The sequence below is a fragment of the Actibacterium ureilyticum genome (assembly GCF_002285435.1).
Classification (GTDB): Bacteria; Pseudomonadota; Alphaproteobacteria; order Rhodobacterales; family Rhodobacteraceae; genus Actibacterium_C; species Actibacterium_C ureilyticum.
Genome location: NZ_NSBT01000018.1, coordinates 364,031 through 381,296, shown reverse-complemented (window position 1 = coordinate 381,296; position 17,266 = coordinate 364,031). Strand labels below are relative to the sequence as shown.

Below are 17,266 nucleotides of genomic sequence, written 5' to 3'. Positions count from 1 at the left end.
GCTTACGAGTTCGAGCCCGAGCGGAAGTCTTCGGGGTTGTACTCGCCATCCGTCACGTAAACGGTCGGCGTCACGCCGCGGCCGGTCGAGCGTTCGAACTCGTCGCCATTGGCCACGATGTCAGCGGCGATGGCACTGGCAACGGGGTTCAGCGAGTTCGCCGTCGACAGCGCAACATTGTTTTCCGGCAGGTCATAGACCAGACGGTCCTGACCGTCGCGGTCGGCGTCGACGATGCTGAAGTTGTTGGCAAAGGCCGGAGCGGTCAGGCCAGCGATCAGGGCGGTGGTCAGTGCGAGGGTTTTCATTTTCAAGTTCCTTTCAGGGTCGGTGTCTTTTCAGTTTGTTGGCAGCGGGCCTGCTGCCGATGACACCGATCTGGGGGCGCAAATCGCTCACTACAATGCACAGAAGCGTGAGATGTTTGAAATGTCTGTGCATATGTGCGGGGGTCGATGTGCGGGCTTTCTACGGAACCCGGGGATTATCTTCTCAACTATGCCTTTTGCCACTTTCGCTGTATAATGAGCGCATTGTTATCAAGTTATTTCGGGAAGGTTCCCAATGACCAAAATGCTTTGTCTGGTTCTGTGCCTGTGCGCGGGACCGCTTTTCGCGCAATCCGACCCACCCCAACGCAACAAGAACCTGACGCTGCTGGGCATCCCATCGGCCACGACCGCCCCGGCGGGCATCGGTTTCGTGGGGCTGTCCGTCGCGGGTGACGAGGATCAGCGGCTGGATCGCTATGGCTCGCTTGCCTTCGGGTTCGGGCTGGGCAACGCGCAGCGCAATCTGGGCGCGCAGATCACCGCCCAGACGATCGCCTTTGGCGGCGATACCGGGGAATCCGGTCAGATCTCGGTCAAACTGTCGCGCCAGATCGGACAGGGGCGCATGCCGCTGTTTCTGGCCGCGCAGACCGACTATCTGCTGTCCTGGGGCGACGCGGACGAGACCGATCCACGCGCCAAGCTGATCCTGACCGGGTTCCGCGCCCTGAACGCGCCGAACGGTCAGATCTATCCGGTGATGTTCAGCATCGGGGCGGGCAACGATCTGCGCAATGACGGCACCGATCCCGGCCTGTTCCTGGGCGCGGGGGTCGGGCTGACACCGGCGCTGGGGACCAGCCTGGCCTGGACCGGCGAAAGCTTCACCCTGGGGCTGGCCCTGCGGGCGCCGTCACGGCCCGAACTGTCGCTGAGCCTGGCAGCCGAGGATATATTCGACCAACAGGACAAGGGCCGCCTGGCGCTGTCGGCCAGCTGGATCTTCAATCTGAAACGGGGGCGGTGATCATGACACCCAAATACATTCTCGGGCTGACCGCTTTGGTCCTGATCTTTGCCGCGGGCACGATGGCCCAGGAAACCGGCAGCGAAGTGCCGCTTCCGCCGCCACCCCCGCCCCTGCCGGGGCCGACGGATCTGGGCGGGATCGACTCGGTCGGGCCGGTTTTCGTGCCAACGCCCGACGCGGTGGCCAACCCGGCGGCGGCGATCCTGTCCGATGCCCGCCGGTTCTGTGGCGCGTTGAAGGACCGGACCTATCAGATCGACTGTCTGGCCGAACGGATGCGCGCGGCGGCGGCAGCGCTTCCGGCGGATGCCGCGATGGCCCCCGCCCGGCAGGCGTTGCAACAGGCCGCAACGCGACTGGAACGCACGGTCAGCACCTATCGCGATAGCGCCAAGCCGCCGGTCCGGGCGCGGCGCGGCGGCGCCAACCCGGTGGCCACCGCCCGGCCCCTGGCCCCGGTGCGCGCCCCCGATCTGGCCGTCGCCCAGGCCGAGGCGCTGAGCATCCTGGAAGAGACCGAAACGATCCTGCTGCGGTCGGCCGACCAATCCGCGGAACGCGCGCTGAGCTATCGCCAGATCGCGGCGGCGGTGGATTCCAACAAGGTGCTGCTGCGGTCCTAGTCGCCAAGCCCATAGGCCCGGCGGATGCCGCGTTGCGTCCCCGGGCCGAAATCGCCATCGATCACCCCGTCATAGAACGCGACCTCCTGCAATTTGCGCTGCAGCGCCTTGCGGGTGTCGATGGAAAACATCTGCGGCTGTTCGGTCATGATCTTCAGCACATCGTCGCTACCGCTACGCAGCGCATCATAGAGATACGCGGCCGAGGCCTCGGGGCCCTTGCCCGCGATCAGCCCGTCGTCAATCAGCGCGGCGAAATTGAACATCGCCTGCGGGTGGCGCAGGTCGGCGGCGCGCTCGAACAGCGCCAGCGCCTTTTGCGGATCGCGCGGCAGGCCCAGCCCCCCCTGGTAATAGAAGAACCCAAGATCGTTGATCGCATCCGCGAAATCCTGCGCGGCGGATGCCTGGTACAGGGACAGCGCACGGGCGGGATCGGGCGCGACGCCCAGCCCCTGTTCATAAAGCTTGGCCAGTTCGAACTGCGCCTCGGGCGCGCCCGCATCGGCGGCCCGGGTGAACAGATCGGCGGCGGCGGCGGGGTCGAACCGTTCGGTGTCGGGGTTCAGCCGCATATAGCCCAGCCCCAGCATCGACCGCGTATCGCCGCCATCGGCCAGGCGGGTCAGCTGCGCCTCCTGCTCGGGGCGCAGGTCGGACCAGGCGATGCGGCGGTCGTCCACGGCGGCCTCGGTCCCGTCGGTGCCGGCCAGATAGAACGGTACGCCGGACAGCGCGCCATAGGTATGCGGTTCCTGCTGGTTGGCGGTGGATTGCAGCACCTGATCGCGTACCTGCCGAAACATCAGCGAGATTTCCAGGTTCGGCTGTTTCAACCGGTCGGACAGGGCGATGGCGAAGGGGCTGTTGGTGCCGCTGCCATCCAGCGCGACATTGCCGTCCTTGGCGGCAAAGGACACCAGCGTGCCCCGGTCGGGCGTGGGCTGCGCCAGCCCGCCCCCGCCGCGCGTCCCGTCCGCGCTGCCCTCGGCGGCGGTTTCGCGCGTGTCGATCAGATCGCCAAACGGGTTGTTGCGGCAACTGTCCAGGATCACGATCCGCATCTTGCGCGCCCGGTCGACCGCGACCAGCATATCCTTCAGCGACACCGCCTGACGCTGGATATCCGCGTTCGAGGCGACCTGCGCATCGGCGGGGATCAGAAAGTTCTCGCCCTGCACCTCGACCCCGTGCCCGGCGAAATAGATCAGCGCCAGATCGGCGGTTTCCGACCGGAAGGCGAATTCCTTGAGCAGGTCGTGCATCTGTTGCGATGTGGTGTCATAGGCGGTCGTCACTTCGAAGCCGATCTGTTCCAGCGTCTGGGATATCCGGCGCGCATCGTTGATCGTGTTCTTCAGCGGCCCGATGCTTTGGTAATCGGCAATGCCCATGACCAGCGCGATACGCTCTGCCGCCATCGCCGCACCGGCCCACAGCCACAGCGTCAGGATCGCAAAGGCCCCCGTCATCCGCATCAGATCCGCCCCTCTTCAATCCATTGTTCCACCAATTGGCGGCTGACCTCGAAATGCATGCTGTCCTCGCGTGTAAAGGCCGCGCCCCAGTACCAGCCCTCGTTGATGAAGAAATCCGCCAGGATGGTCAGGCCAAGCTGGGTCTTGCCATCGCCCAGCGTGTCCAGATGCCCGTCGATGTTCAGATCCAGCGACAACCCGAACGCGTGGGTCGATGTCCGCCCCGGCGCGCCCCGGATATGGCGCACGCACAGCGAACCGGCGGTGTTGATACGCTCGTACAGGTCGGGATCGGTGCTGCGGACCTTTTCGAACACGCGTTTCAGAGATTCGACCGCGGGTTCCTGCAACTGCACCCGGATGGGGCCCACGTCCTCGAGTATCAGCTTGGACCGCAGCCGTTCGTTGGTCATCGACTCGCACCGGCTGCTCATCTGCCCGCGCGGGCGGCCAAAGACGCTTTCCAGATAGCTGGGCGAGGCGATTTTCAGGTCCTTGTTCACCCGCCGCCGGTTGGCGATCAGCACCACTTGGGCATAGGCGTCGATGATCTGGTTCGGCCCGTCGCGTTCGAAATCGGGCGCCTCTTGCAGGCCGGGATCGCCCGGCAGCGCGGACAGCGAGTCGGTTTTCGCATCCAGCGCCTGCAGCCGCGTTTCCAGCTCGCCGATGGTGACCTGCAATTGTTCGATCTGCTGGCGCAGGCGCTCGATCTCGATCCGGGCGGCGCTGTCGACGGCGCCGCCATCGACCTCTTCGAACACGATCTGGGTATCGGGGGTTTTGGCGGGCAGGACAAAGAAATAGACCAGCACCCCGATCAGGGCGAGCGCCAGAACCGCAATGGCTCCGATTATGACGGGAATGGCCTTCATGAAAATCCGCAATACTTGAAATACCCAACAGACTGCGCGAGCGGTCGGATTTAGTCAATCTTTACAGGCCACCGCGCGCGCAATTGCCGCCAGGAACGTTGTGGCGGCGCACAGGCTGGTGTATCGTCGGGCTGCATTGAATTTTTTAAGAGGTACTTTCGATGAAACCTCGTTTTTTTACCGTGGTTGCCCTGATTGGGTCGATGCTTCCGCATCTTGGCGCGGCGCAGGAATTGAGCGCCGAAGAGATGGAGGCGCTGTTCAAGACACAAAAGACGCGCGGGCTGGTGATTGCCACCCCAAGCGCCCCCGCTGAAACCGCCAACACGCCCGAGGCAACGGCGCCAACGGTCCAGACCGGCGCGGCGTCGACGACGCATATCCAGCTGCCCAAGGACGAGCAGGTGAATATCCAGATCTCGTTTGATTTCGATTCCGCCGCCCTGCGCGCGGATCAGAAGCCGAAGCTTGAAACGCTGTGCCAGGTGATGCAGGGCATCGATGTACAGCTGTTCCGCATCGTCGGCCATACCGACGCGGCCGGATCGGCCGATTACAACCAGCGCCTGTCGCTGCTGCGCGCCGAAGAGGTCAAGCGCCACCTGGTCAGCGATTGCGGCATCGCCGCGACCCGGCTGGAAGCCGTCGGCGTGGGCGAGCAATTCCCGTTCAACGAACAGAACCCGCGGGCCGATGAAAACCGCCGGGTCGAGTTCCAGGCGCTCAGCTGATCGCGGATGGCCACGTCACGCCCCGGGGATATCTTTCAGCCCGGTGATCTGCTGAACAACACCTATCGTGTCGAGGCCATTCTGGGCCGGGGCGGCACGTCGGAAGTGTACAAGGCGCGGTCCGAGATCTCGGGCCGGGTCGTGGCGCTGAAGGCTTTGAAATCCGAATTTTCGATGAATGACGACTACCTCGCGCTGATGACGCGCGAGGAAGACATGCGCGAGGTGCGCCACGACGCGATCGTGCGCTATTTCGACAATCAGCGCATGGCCGACGGGCAGGTCTATCTGGTGATGGATTACGTCGACGGGCCGGGGCTGGACCAGGTGATGACATCCGGTCCGATACCGCCCGACGACGTGCTGCGCGTGGCCAAATGCGTGGCCGGCGGGCTGGTCGCGGCGCATGAGCGCGGGATCGTCCACCGCGACCTGTCGCCCGACAACATCATCCTGCGCGGGGGCGACCCAAGCGATGCGGTGATCATCGATTTCGGCATCGCCAAGGATACCAATCCGGGCGCCGAAACCATCGTGGGCAATGAATTCGCGGGCAAATACGCCTATGCCGCGCCGGAACAGCTCAGCGGCGGGACCGATGCGCGCTCGGACCTCTATTCGCTGGGCGCGCTTTTGCTGGCGGCGCTACGCGGGGCCAAGCCCGATATGGGCCGCAACCCGATGGAGGTCGTCCAGAAAAAGGCCGAACCGCTGGACGTGTCGGGCATCCCCGAACCCATGGCGGGCCTGATCGCGAAGATGAGCGCCCCGGACCCCGCCGACCGGTTCCAAAGCGCCCGCGCCTTGCTGAGCGCGCTGATGACCGGTCAGATCGCGGATGCGCCCGCGGGTGACGATGCCACGGTGGTGACCCTGCCGCCCAAACCCGCCGAAACCGGCGGCGGCGGGCGGCTGTGGGTACCGCTGGTGGTGGTTCTGGCCCTGGGCGGCGCCGGTGCGGGGGCGTGGTTTTCCGGCCTGCTAGACGGGGTATTCACCCCGTCGCTGCCCGTGGCCGCGCCCTATACCCTGGTGATCGATAAACCCCAGGACGCCGCCCCCAGCGCCACCGGCCATGTGCCCAGCGATACGGCTCTGGCCGCGCTGGCCGGGCTGATGGGCGATCAGGGCGGGCGCGCGGATCTGGAACTGGCGCAGGGCGAGATCGCCGAAAGCTGGGGCGACGACATCGTGGCGCTGACCGACAGCATCAGCCGCCTGCCGGAATATCGCATCGACGCATCGGGCAACACCGTCCGGATCACCGGCCTGACCGAGGATCGGGCGCTGCGCGATGCGCTGGAAAGCGCGGCCCTGCCCGGCGCGCTGACCGGCACGGTCCAGATCGAGCTTGGCCCGCGCCTGTTTCCACCCGACCGGATCGCGCCACTGCTGGAACGCTTTGCCGATTGCGGGGCGCTTGCGCTGGTCGATCCGCCGCTTCTGGGTTATGGCCAGACCGACACGATCAATATCGCGGGCAAGCTGGCCGATGTCGGTGCCCGCGCGCAGCTGCGCGACGCGATTGCCGAAATGGCCGGGGACCGGTCGATTTCCATTGATGCCGAGCTGTTGAACCCTGCCCTTTGCCAGGTCGAAACCGCCCTGCCCGACGCGCCCAGCGGCGGGATCACGACCCAGTTCGGCTTTGGCGACCGGCCCGATATCAACCCCACGGGCCGCTATTTCGTCGGTGAAAACCCGGTGATCGACATCGTGCTGCCCGCCGGTGTGACCGACGGGTTCCTGTGGGTGTCGGTGCTGGATGTGTCGGGCAACGTGTTTCACCTGTTGCCCAATGTGAACCGCCCGGAAAACGACATTGCCGTGTTGCGCGACGGCGTGGCCGGTCCGGTGCCGGTGCGGGTGGCCTATTCCGTGGCCGAGGGCGACAGCCCCGCGCGGCTGGCCTTTCTGGTCGATGACACCACGCTGGGCAAAAGCAAGATCCTGGTGCTGGCCAGCGATCAGGATCTGTTCGGCGGCATCCGCCCCACCACCGAATCCATCGCCAGCTATACCGAGGCGCTGATCGCCGCGCAGTCGTCGGGCGCGCAGGTGCGGTCGCTGGACAGCGCGATCCTGACCACGGCGCAGAAGTGACGCCTAAAGCGCGTCGATCACGATGATCGAGATATTGTCGGCCCCGCCGCCATCCAAAGCGATCTGCATCAGCCGGTCGGCGATGGTCTCGATCGGATGCCCGGCCAGCGTGCGCTGCAACAGCGCGAAGGTCGCGTATTTGCTGAGCCCGTCCGAGCAGATCAGGAACCGGTCGCCGGGGCGCACATCGCCGCGGATCTTGTCCAGCTCCAGCGTGTCACCCACCCCCACGGCGCGGGTGATGGCGTTTGATTGCGGGTGCAGCTCTGCCTCGTCCCAGGTCAGCTGGCCACCCTCGACCAACGCGGCCACCACGGAATGATCGGCGGTCAGCATCTCGATCATCCCATCGCGCAGCCGGTAGAGGCGACTGTCCCCCGCCCAAAGCGCGGCGAAATGCCCGTCGATCAGCACCAGCGCCACCACCGTGGCCCCGATGGCGCCGCCGCCCCTTTGCGCGGCTTCGGCGCAGATCGCGGCATGGGCGCGCTGGATCGCATCACGCACCGCGCGCAGCATTTGGCCCGGCTCCAGCCCCGGCGGGATCATCGCGATGCTGTCGACAATGGTTTGCGAGGCGAAATCCCCCGCCTCGTGCCCGCCCATCCCGTCCGACACCACGAAGACCCCATGATCGGGCAGGGTCAGGATACTGTCCTCGTTCACCTTGCGGACCTTGCCGGTATTGGTGGCGGCGGAAAAGCGGAACGGGTGCAGGTTGCTCATGCCCGCGCCTCTTGCGGCAGCGGGGTCCAAAGCGGCGCGTGCAGGTCGAACAGCGCCTGCATCTGTGGCGTGTTGGGCAGCCCGTCGCAGCAGATCAGGCGATGATCGCCGTCCAGGATCATGCTCCACACCGCGCCGGACAGGGCAGCATCGGGCAGCGATTGCCGCGCCAGCAGCGCCTGTAGCGGCGCCCGCGCCGACAGGGTCAGACCGCCCGGATGGTCCTGTACCAGCGGCGCGGGCGATGCGGTGACCGGCGCGGGCAGATCGGCCAGCCGCGCCTGCAACCGGTCGCGCGTCATGCCATCGTCCAGCGATTCCAGCGCCAGATGCTCCAGCCGGTCGAAAAGCGGCGCGTTCAGGAAATGGGTTTCGGCGGGCGTGGCCAGATCGACCGGACAGGCCAGCGTCAGCGGAAACTGCCGCCCCACACGGTCGACCGACGGCATCATCACACCCACAATCGCCGCATCGCCCGCCTGCCCCGCGGGCAGCGAAAACCGCCAGATCGGCGCCGACAGGTAACAACCGTCCCAGGCCCCGCCCATCCGGTCGCGCAGCGTGGCGATCCCGGCCTGCAGCCAGCCATCCCAGGCGTCAACGAAATCGCGCGGCAGGTTCAGGCGAAAGAAATCGCCCAAGGCCGGCATCTTGCCAAAGGCCCCGAACCCCGCCGCCATCAGAACGATTTCGGGCAGCTGAATTTCGACAGCGCCGGCAGGTTGAACGGGTTCAGCACCGATCCCGATTGCATCTGAAAAATGGCGATCCGCCCGCCCACGTTGAAAATCACGCGGCTGCGGTCCGATACGTTGGTCTTGCGCAGTTCCGCCGCGTTCAGCAGCCGGAACCAGCCCCAGGGGCCGTCGCGCGTGACCGCGTTGCCCGCGTTGGGCGTGGGCGGCTGGAACACCACCCGGGCGCTGCCCACCGACCCCGGCCACTTGATCGCCACCGGGCGCGGCGCGCCGCTGCCATGCTGGAACTCGACCGCCTGGCCGTCGATATCCAGCGTGACTTTCTGCGCCTTGGGGTCCAGCGCCTCGGGCGTCAGCTGGAAGCTGATCGACGGTGTGGGATTGCCGTTGAAGAACGCATCGCGGATCTCGGCCGCGTGCTGCATCTGTTGCAGGACGGAATCCGAGATCCCCAGATCGGTATTGTTGAGCTGTTTGAACTTCCATGGGCGCGCGCGGGTATCGACATGCTGCAACAGCGTCTCGTTAAAGAACGCGTCGATCAGGCCACCGGGCGCGAACAGCTTGGTGAAATCCTGCATCGCCACATCGGCCTTGGAATTGCGCGTGAACGGGTAGCGGTTCGTCAGCGCCTGTTCGCAGAAGGGCAGCACCTGGCTTTGCCAGCGCGCGTTGATGGACGAGCGCGTGCCATCGGCGGTGATCCCGGACGAGCCGGTGGCGATCTGCGCCGCCCAGCGCTGCATCGGGCCATCCAGGCGGTTGGCGGCCTCCTGGAACCGCTGGATCGCCACGCCTTCGGCCTGGCCGCCGCCGATCCCACCGGCAAAGGACAGCTTGTTCAGTTCCTGATAGACCTCGGTCAGGTTGCCCATCAGAAGATCCAGCTGCGATGGCTGCCCTTCGGCCCCGGCGACCAGCGTGTGCAGCCAGGCAAAGCGATCCTCGACATATTCGCCGGGCTGCTGCGGTTCCTCGGCCGAGCCGGCCTGCCGGGCCGAATTGCGCAGCACCTCGATGAACAACTGCGTGCGCGACGACAGGGCCGATTCCACCTCGAGCTGGGCAATCGTGGTGGCGCCCTCGGCCAGGCCGCTTGTATCCACCAGCGCGCGCTTTTCGGTCAGCTTGGTCTCGTTCGCGATCCCGGTCAGCACGTTCACGATGGGCGAGGTCGGCCCGGAAAGCACATTCGTCACCTCGACCGCGTGGCTCAGGCTTTCCATCGGGATGATGTCGATATCGCCCAGGATCTGGTCATAGCGCGAGATATAGTCGTTGTAATACAGATCCAGCACATCGCGGCTGATCGTGGCCAGCACCTGTTCGTTCTGCTGCACCTCGCCGCGTTCGCCCAGCACCCAGCTTTCGTTCTGGATCCGGCGGGCGACGCCCAGCGCCTCGGCCAGGAAGACATCGTTGAAGCCCTTATAGGTATAGATCCCCTCGATCCCTTCGGTCAGGGGTTTGCCCGATGACCGCACCAGCACCCGGCTGACCGCCGGACCGCCAATATCGGTGATGCGCCAATCGGGCACGGCCTTGGCCGCCGCCGAATTGATGATCCCGTTATAGACCCGCTGCGCCAGCGGCATTTCCGACAACAGCCCCTGTACCTGTTGAACCAGCGGGCCGTTCAGGGCGATTTCGTCCATGGGCTGGGCCAGCAAGGCATCGACATGCGCCGACAGGTCGTTGCGCAGCCGTTCGCGCCCCGATCCGGGATAGGCGATGGACCAGTCCAGCTGCAGCCATTCCTTGACCAGATCCTCGGCCATCGGCCCCTGAAGCCCCAGCATCAGATAGATCTTCAGCGCCTCGTACAGCAGGTCGGGATTGTCCATATTGGCCTGCATCTGCTCTTCGAGCCGCAGCAACAGGCGCGGCAGCAGATGCTGGTTCAGCGCCGCGCGATAGGTCTGTTGCGCCTGCGAGCCCAGAACGCGCCCCTGATAAAGGCCATAGGTCAGCCGCGCCTCGGGTCCCTCGTCACCGACAGTGGGATTGGCGGGCAGGCCACGCAGCGTGTTCAGCGCGGGCACGACCGATGGCAGATCGCTGTCGCCAATGGGGCTGGCGGGGATTTGCGCGGCAAGCGCCTGGTAATCGTCGATCTGCTGCGCGGCCTCGGCCAGCAGCGCGGTGTTGCCCAGATAGCTGCGCATCCACAGCGAGCCGACCCCGATGGACGCCAGAATCGCCGCCGCAATCGCCCCTCGCTTGGTCCAGCGATAGCGGCGCTCGACCTTGTCATCGGCGCTGACCAGCCCGGCCTCGGGGAAGATCACCGCATCGAAGAGCCGCGTCAGAAAGAAAGATCGTCCCACCCCGCGGCCCGAACCGATGGCCTGTCGCCCGATACCGAATGTCTGGGCCATGCCCATCATCAGCCGGTCAATCGGCGTGCCCTCTTGCGTGCCGGAGGTGAAATAGACCCCGCGCAGCAGGTGGCGGTGTTCATAGCGGTTATCCTGAAACACCTCGGCCAGGAAATCCCGCGCGACCTGCCGGACCGAGGCCAGCTGTGACGGGAAACTGGCGATCAGGCTGCGGCGCTGGTGGTTGGTTTCCACCTGCATCTTGTCCAGCGACTGCGCATTGGCGCGTTGCAGCAGCAGCGCGAATTCCTCGTCGAAATGCGCAATCGGCGATTCCTCGGCCTTGCGCTTTTTCGGCAGGCCAAAGGTAAAGCCCCAGACCTGTTCGCGCTCGTCCTTGGACAGGGTATCGAAATATTCGGCAAAGCCCGCGATCAGGTCGGCCTTTGTGAACAGCACATAGACCGGAAAGCGCACGCCCAACTGCTGGCGCAACTCGTGCAGGCGACGCCGGATCGCGGCGGCGTGGCTTTTCTGGGTCATCTCGTCCTGATTGGACAGGTCCGACAGCGAGATCGCGATCAGCGCGCCGTTGATCGGCTGGCGCTTGCGGTGCTTTTTCAGCAGCCGAAGGAAGCCCAGCCAGGCGGCATTGTCGGCCTCGGCATCGCTTTCATGGGTGGTATAGCGGCCCGCGGTGTCGATCAGCACCGCGTTGTTGGTGAACCACCAGTCGCAGTTGCGCGTGCCGCCCACCCCGCCGATGGCGGCTTTGCCCATCTCATCGGCCAGCGGAAAGGTCAGGCCGGAATTGACGATGGCCGTGGTCTTGCCCGCGCCGGGCGGGCCGATGATCACGTACCAGGGCAGTTCGTACAGCTGTTTGCGCCCGCCCTTGGTCTTGCGCAGCTTCGTGAGCGCGGATTTCAGCTTGTCGCGCATCTCGCCCAGCTCGGCCTTCACCACCTCGTCATCGGTGTCGGTCTCGACCTCGGCGGCTTCGACGATATCGTCGGTCAGTTCCTTGTCGCGTTTGCCGCGACGGATCAGGATGATCAGGATCAACACCAGCGACAGAAGCCAGACCACCGCGATGGCGATGACCCGGCCCAGAACGCCGTCGAAGGGCCGCATCTCGCCAAAGCCGATGAACGGCCCCAGGAACCACAGGAACAGCGACAGCGCGAGGGCCACGAAAATCATGACCGCGATGCCGGATTTGAGCTTGCGCAGGAATCTGAGGATCACAGCCGTTCCCTCCGCACCAGTACGATTTCAATCCGCCGGTTCTTGGCCCGCCCCTCGGCCGTATCATTCGGCGCGATGGGGTTGCGGTCGGCGCGCCCCTCGGCCGACAGGCGCGCGGGATCGCCCAGCGTTCCGGCAAGCTGTTTCATCACCGATGTGGCCCGCGCGAGCGACAGGTGCATGTTCGACGGAAAGCGCCCGGACTTGATCGGGATATTGTCGGAATGGCCCACAACGATCACCGGGCCGGGTTCCTCCTTCAGGGCGCTTGCCACCCGCTCCAGCGGCTTCAGATAGGTCGGGTCCAGTTGGTCCGAACCCGATTTGAACATGCCGCGCCCGATGATCCGCATGGTGATGGTGTTGGCGTCCTGGAACACGGTCACCACGCCCTCGTCGATCTCGGCCCGCAGGAACTCGCGCACCTCTTCGATCTGTTCGTCATTCACGGGCGGCGGGGGCGGCGGTGGCGGCGCGCGGCGCAACAGCTCGGCCACCAAGCCATTGTCCAGCGCCGCCATACGCCCGATCGTGGCGTTGGTCGTGCCGTTCAACAGGAAGGTCAGCGTCAGGAACAGCGCCGTCAGGATCATCGCCACAACGCCCGTGGTGATCCAGACCGGCCGCCAGAGCGAGCGTGGGCGATAAGGTTCATCCTGCCCCTTCCAATGCGCTGATAATTCGCGGTCGGTCTGGCCACGCTGATCGGCGATGATGCGCGCCAGACCAGCGCGGATCTGCATGTGGCGGTCGGGGCCGCCCTGTTCGACGCGCAACCGCCCCTCGAACCCCAGCGACAGGCAGACATAGAGGAATTCCAGCAGGTTGATATTGCGCACCGGGTCCTTTTCCAGCCGCGCGAGTAGATCATAGAAGCGGTCGCCGCCCACGGTCTCGCGGTGAAAGGTGCCGACCATGGATTGCTGCGTCCAGACCGATTGCCCGCCCCAGGGCGTGTTCAGCACCACATCGTCCAGCGTGGCACAGATGGCATAGCGGGCGACCTTGACGTCCTGGGCATCCAGCCCGGCCTGAAGCGCGCGGTTTTCGAACCCGCGGATTTCCGACACGACCGACCGGCGCAGCTTGTCCGGGTCCATATGCTGGGCGCGGTTGCGGATGCGGCTGACCAGCGCGAACAGCGTCGCGGCACAAGCGTTCAGCGGGTTCATCCCCGTCATGCCCTGTTCGACATCGGGGTTGCCGGATCGCGCTGGTGCCGACTGGCCGCTGGGCACGCCGAAGCCCGCATCCGCCGGGGGTTCGGTGGGTGCAGGACTGGCCGCAGCGGCGATGCGCCGGCCGCCGGGATTGGGCCGGATCACGGTCTTTTCTGAATCGTCTGGCTCCGCAAAGGGATCGTTATCAGACATTTAAAAAATACTTCCTGCTAATACAGAACTTGATCCGCCTAACCCTGGCGGATGGCCCACAACTCCATCTTCAGGCCGGGATAATCCCCCGACACATGCACCGCGATCCCGCCCGAGGTCGTCATCTTGCCCCAATAGGGGCTGTCGCCGTCCAGCTCGAAATAGACCACCCCCGCGTGATAGGGGATCTGCCGCGGCGCCACGGGCAGCGGGCGCAGCGTGATCCCCGGCAGGGCGGAATTGACCAGTTGCCGGATCTCCTCGACCGGGCCGATCTTGGACTGGCCCGCGAAATGGCGGCGGATGTTTTCGGGCGGCACATCGGCATGCACCGCCAGCACGAACCCGGCGGTCGAGATCAGCTTCTTGTCGGCGATGATGCCAACGCTGATGCCGTATTTGCGCGGGTCCAGCGGGATCGAAATCGCCGTCTGTTCCAACACCGACGACAGGTATTGCCTGAGCAGCTTGATCACCGGGTTGAAGGTCGCGGTCAGATCGTCATGGCGGTATTCGGGAAATTCCGGCGGGCGCTTTTCGGTGGTCATGAAGGTCGCCAGTTCCCCCGCCAGCGCCACCAGATCGGCAAAGAGCCGTTCAGGGTGCAGGTTTTCGACCCGCGTGTAATGCTGGAACAGCGGCATCGCCCGGTTCAGACCCATCAGCAGCAGAAAGTCCGAGATCTCGGCCACGCCCTTGGCGCCGCCCCCCTCGGACAACCGCCCCGAAAGCGCGGTCACACGGTGGCGCAGCAGCCCATCCAGTTCGCGCAGGAACCCGTGCAACGGCTGCGCCGCGCGGATGTCGATGCAACTGGCCATGAAGGCGCCATCGAGGATGATTTCCTTATCCGGCCGCACCTCGATGATCCGCGCAATCGGGATCGCCAGCCGGTCGGACAGATCGTCAACCTGCAACGCGAATTGCAGCCGCAGCTTGCCCACGCCCAGCGTCACGGCCTTTTTCCCGCTGGAGGTCACATCGGTCACCTCCAGCTCGGCCGGGCGGAAGCGTGCGGCGGACAGCTCGGCGCCGGTCATGTCGACCTCCAGCGCGCCCTGGCGGCGCTGCGGGACGGTCAGATAGACGATGCAATCCTTGATCGTCTCGGGCACCTCCAACGCGGGGGGGTGATCCTCGGTCTCGGGCACGCGGAACACGGCGCCGTCATGGGTCAGCCCGGCGCAGGATTTCAGCGCGAATTGACCGACCTTCAACACATCGGTGTCGATCTCCAGCGTATTGACGCCCCAGGCATAGGGGCGCACGCGCCGCGCCAGCCCGCCCACCAGCGCCTCGGTATAGCGGTCGGATTGCTGGAAATGATGAGGCTGCAGAAAAAGCCCCTCGCTCCAAAGCACTTTGCTGTCCCAGGACATCAAATACCCTTCATTTCTTCAGCCTATCGAGCTGCGCGCGATAGGCCCGTGCAAACTCTTTCGAAAACAACTCGTGAAAATCTTCTTCCGCCTGCTCAGAGATCTCAGAATACATCTCTTCGTAGATTTCCCAATAGCGGGCTTTTTTGGATTTCAGCATATTCGCGAACCCGCCCTTGGACTGGATCTTGCTTTCCAGCATCGCCGGGTCCAGCCGGGCCAGAACACCCTTCAGCGCGGCGTCCATCCCGGTCAGCATCGCGACCTCGTGCGCCTTGATGTCCGACAGGGCCTGAGCCGCAGCCTCTTCGGCATCCAGATAGCCCTTGGTCGTGGGCTTCACCATTGCCTGGATCGCCTGTTCGGGGCTGATCGAGAATTTCAGCGGGTTGTTCCCGCCCGCCGCGATCTGGGTCTGTTCGATGCGGAATTCGGATTTGATCGAGGCGCGGGTCATCAGGATCTCGCGCAGCCCTTCGATCACCGCGCGGGTCACGCGGCCCAGCCGGCCCATCACATCAGGCAGTTCATCGTCCGCGATGTTCAGGTCCGCATCCGCGCCCAGCGCATCCAGAAACGCACGCGCGGCATCCGATGGCGGCGCGGCGGTGGCGGGCGGTGCCTTGGGCGGCACGGTGGTCTGGGGCATGGGCGGCGGGACTTCGGCGGCCGGTTCGCCGAACGCGTCATCCTCGGGGATGAAGGCGGCCCCGCCCGATCCGCCCGCGGGGGGCTGCGGCACGGCAAAGGGATCAGCGGCGCTGCCGGTCTGGTCGCCGCCCGGCGACAACAGGTCGTCGTCCCAATCGTCGGGGATCTGCGGCTGTCCCGCGACCGAACGCGGCTGAAAGTGATCGCGATAGGCGGGCGAATGCGACGGCACCGAACCGCCCGGCACGGGATCGTCGGCGGGCGGCGGGACGTCATCCTCGCCCAGCGGCGGCAACAGCCCGTCATCGCCCAGCTCGGGCCGCTCGACGCCCTTGTGCCCGGTGGGCTGGTCCGGCCCGCCCAGCAGATCGTCCAGAAAATCGCTGCCATCCTGCGGATTGTCCAGCAGATCGCCGATATGCGGCGCGGCCCCGGCATTGCCGTGCGACACCGGGCCATCGTCCAACGGGGCGGCCAGACTGGCCAGCGGGTCATTGGCGAAATCGGCGCTGATGCTGACCATGATCTCGTAAGGGCCCAGGCACAGGATATCGCCATCGTTCAGCGGTGTGGGCGTCGCGCCCAGGGGGATCTTGCCATAGTTCAGAAAGGTGCCGTTGGTCGAGATATCGACCACCACGACATTGCCGTTGTGATCCTCGACCACGCAATGACGCTTGGACAGCACCCGGTCGGGATCGGGCAGCACCATATCATTCTCGTCGCCCCGGCCAATGGTGACCGAGGGGCCGTTCATCCGGAACGGATCGCCCTTGCCCGGGATCGCGCCCGTCGACTGGAACTTGAGGGTTACTGCCATCTCAGTCCTTCTCAGCCACCCGTCAGCACCGTGAACTCGCCCTTGACGATCGGGCCGCCATACATACAGGTATCCGCGACCCGCAAAGCCATCATGTTGTTAATAAACACGGTTTTCGATCCTAGCGGAAACATGTGCGGGGTCGGCGGCACCGGGGGTGAGCCGGTCATCGCCATATCCACCGTCGCGCGCGCCGCCGGAAGCGAGCCCACCAGAACCGTCACCGCACAGGGCGGCAGGATCGGCGAGGGGAAAGACGGCGGCACCGTACAGGTGTGCAGATCCGTCATGCGGGCCTGTGGTGTGCCCATGTCAGACGCCCTCCTCTTGCTTGTCGGTCGGGCTTGATGCTAGCGCCTCGACCTGCCCGTTGCCACCCCGCGCGATGTCCAGCGCCCGGTCGATCACGACCTGCATATGGCCGTCGAAATCGTCCGCCGCGCCCACCGCTTCGATCACCATGCCAAAGACACAGGCCTCGACCGCGCCCTGGGGGGCGGGGAAATCAGCCAGGTCGCCCGGCCCCATGTCGCCCGGCGCATACATTGCCGCCGTGGCACAAAGCGAGGTGTCGTCATCCACATAGACATTATCGAGCGAGGCGCGTACCGCCTGCCGGTTCTTGTCGTCGGGCTTGAAGACCCAAGCCTCGGCCGCCTTCAGGCAGGGCGTGGCGTTTTCCGGCCCCTCGCCCACGATGTCTCGCGCCGCCAGACAGGCCCACCAGACGCATTCGCGCGGCGGCAGGGCGGCGGATAACAGCTTCAGCACGTCGATCCAGGCCTCTTTCTCGGCCAGGGCGGTCAGCACTTCGGGAACCGTCGCGCTGGCGGGCAGGTCCAGCCGCGTTTTAAGCTTGTAGTTGACCCCCGACATCACGCGCGCAGCGGGTTCGGGCGGGATTTTCTTCAGATCCGCAAATCGTTCCGTCATTCTTCTGG

Annotated in this window: 15 protein-coding genes; 4 read left to right on the top strand and 11 right to left on the bottom strand. The window is 65.2% G+C overall.

Annotated elements, in window-relative coordinates:
• Positions 1–2: 2 nt before the first annotated feature.
• Complete coding sequence (locus tag CLM60_RS04685; protein ID WP_095587995.1) at positions 3–308, bottom strand: hypothetical protein; 306 nt, start codon at positions 306–308, stop codon at positions 3–5.
• A gap of 256 nt (positions 309–564) precedes the next feature.
• On the opposite strand from CLM60_RS04685, the gene CLM60_RS04680 reads away from it, so the two are divergent.
• Entirely contained in the window at positions 565–1,299 is a 735-nt protein-coding gene (locus CLM60_RS04680) for a hypothetical protein (RefSeq protein ID WP_095587994.1), read from the top strand.
• A 2-nt stretch (positions 1,300–1,301) separates the two neighbouring features.
• Positions 1,302–1,925 (top strand): hypothetical protein, encoded by a 624-nt coding sequence (locus CLM60_RS04675; RefSeq protein ID WP_095587993.1) that lies wholly within the window; start codon positions 1,302–1,304, stop codon positions 1,923–1,925.
• On the opposite strand, the gene CLM60_RS04670 is transcribed toward CLM60_RS04675, so the two are convergent.
• Positions 1,922–3,403 (bottom strand): caspase family protein, encoded by a 1,482-nt coding sequence (locus CLM60_RS04670; RefSeq protein ID WP_095587992.1) that lies wholly within the window; start codon positions 3,401–3,403, stop codon positions 1,922–1,924. The genes CLM60_RS04675 and CLM60_RS04670 overlap by 4 nt on opposite strands.
• Positions 3,403–4,278 carry a M15 family metallopeptidase gene (locus CLM60_RS04665; RefSeq protein ID WP_095587991.1) on the bottom strand — a complete coding sequence of 292 codons (876 nt, stop codon included), beginning with the start codon at positions 4,276–4,278 and terminating at the stop codon, positions 3,403–3,405. The genes CLM60_RS04670 and CLM60_RS04665 overlap by 1 nt, the downstream gene beginning before the upstream one ends.
• A 161-nt stretch (positions 4,279–4,439) precedes the next feature.
• Here CLM60_RS04665 and CLM60_RS04660 point away from each other — a divergent pair, with 161 nt between their 5' ends.
• Together CLM60_RS04660 and CLM60_RS04655 are read left to right on the top strand one after the other, a co-directional pair.
• Positions 4,440–5,009, top strand: coding sequence for an OmpA family protein (locus tag CLM60_RS04660; RefSeq protein ID WP_095587990.1), 570 nt, complete (start codon positions 4,440–4,442; stop codon positions 5,007–5,009).
• 6 nt (positions 5,010–5,015) lie between these two features.
• The gene (locus tag CLM60_RS04655) at positions 5,016–7,112 is read left to right on the top strand and encodes a serine/threonine protein kinase (protein WP_095587989.1); all 2,097 of its coding nucleotides are present in this window, start codon (positions 5,016–5,018) and stop codon (positions 7,110–7,112) included.
• A 3-nt stretch (positions 7,113–7,115) separates the two neighbouring features.
• Here the strand turns inward: CLM60_RS04655 and CLM60_RS04650 are convergent, their stop codons facing one another.
• The 8 genes from CLM60_RS04650 to CLM60_RS04615 are packed head-to-tail and all read right to left on the bottom strand — an operon-like array spanning position 7,116 to position 17,258.
• On the bottom strand, positions 7,116–7,838 hold the full coding sequence (locus CLM60_RS04650) for a PP2C family protein-serine/threonine phosphatase (protein WP_095587988.1): 723 nt from the start codon (positions 7,836–7,838) through the stop codon (positions 7,116–7,118).
• The gene (tagF, locus tag CLM60_RS04645; protein WP_095587987.1) at positions 7,835–8,518 is read right to left on the bottom strand and encodes a type VI secretion system-associated protein TagF; all 684 of its coding nucleotides are present in this window, start codon (positions 8,516–8,518) and stop codon (positions 7,835–7,837) included. The genes CLM60_RS04650 and tagF overlap by 4 nt, the downstream gene beginning before the upstream one ends.
• On the bottom strand, positions 8,518–12,102 hold the full coding sequence (gene tssM, locus CLM60_RS04640; RefSeq protein WP_095587986.1) for a type VI secretion system membrane subunit TssM: 3,585 nt from the start codon (positions 12,100–12,102) through the stop codon (positions 8,518–8,520). Before tssM ends, tagF begins: the two co-directional genes overlap by 1 nt.
• Complete coding sequence (icmH, locus tag CLM60_RS04635; protein WP_095587985.1) at positions 12,099–13,475, bottom strand: type IVB secretion system protein IcmH/DotU; 1,377 nt, start codon at positions 13,473–13,475, stop codon at positions 12,099–12,101. Before icmH ends, tssM begins: the two co-directional genes overlap by 4 nt.
• A 38-nt stretch (positions 13,476–13,513) precedes the next feature.
• Positions 13,514–14,854, bottom strand: a complete 1,341-nt coding sequence (gene tssK, locus CLM60_RS04630) for a type VI secretion system baseplate subunit TssK (protein WP_095587984.1) — start codon at positions 14,852–14,854, stop codon at positions 13,514–13,516.
• Between the two features lie 10 nt (positions 14,855–14,864).
• Positions 14,865–16,325: a type VI secretion system-associated FHA domain protein TagH gene (gene tagH, locus CLM60_RS04625; protein WP_095587983.1), complete on the bottom strand. Its 1,461-nt coding sequence runs from the start codon at positions 16,323–16,325 to the stop codon at positions 14,865–14,867.
• An 11-nt stretch (positions 16,326–16,336) separates the two neighbouring features.
• A complete protein-coding gene (locus tag CLM60_RS04620) occupies positions 16,337–16,636 on the bottom strand; it encodes a PAAR domain-containing protein (RefSeq protein WP_095587982.1) in 300 nt (99 codons plus the stop codon).
• 1 nt (position 16,637) lies between these two features.
• Positions 16,638–17,258 (bottom strand): DUF6931 family protein, encoded by a 621-nt coding sequence (locus CLM60_RS04615; RefSeq protein WP_095587981.1) that lies wholly within the window; start codon positions 17,256–17,258, stop codon positions 16,638–16,640.
• Between the last annotated feature and the right edge of the window lie 8 nt (positions 17,259–17,266).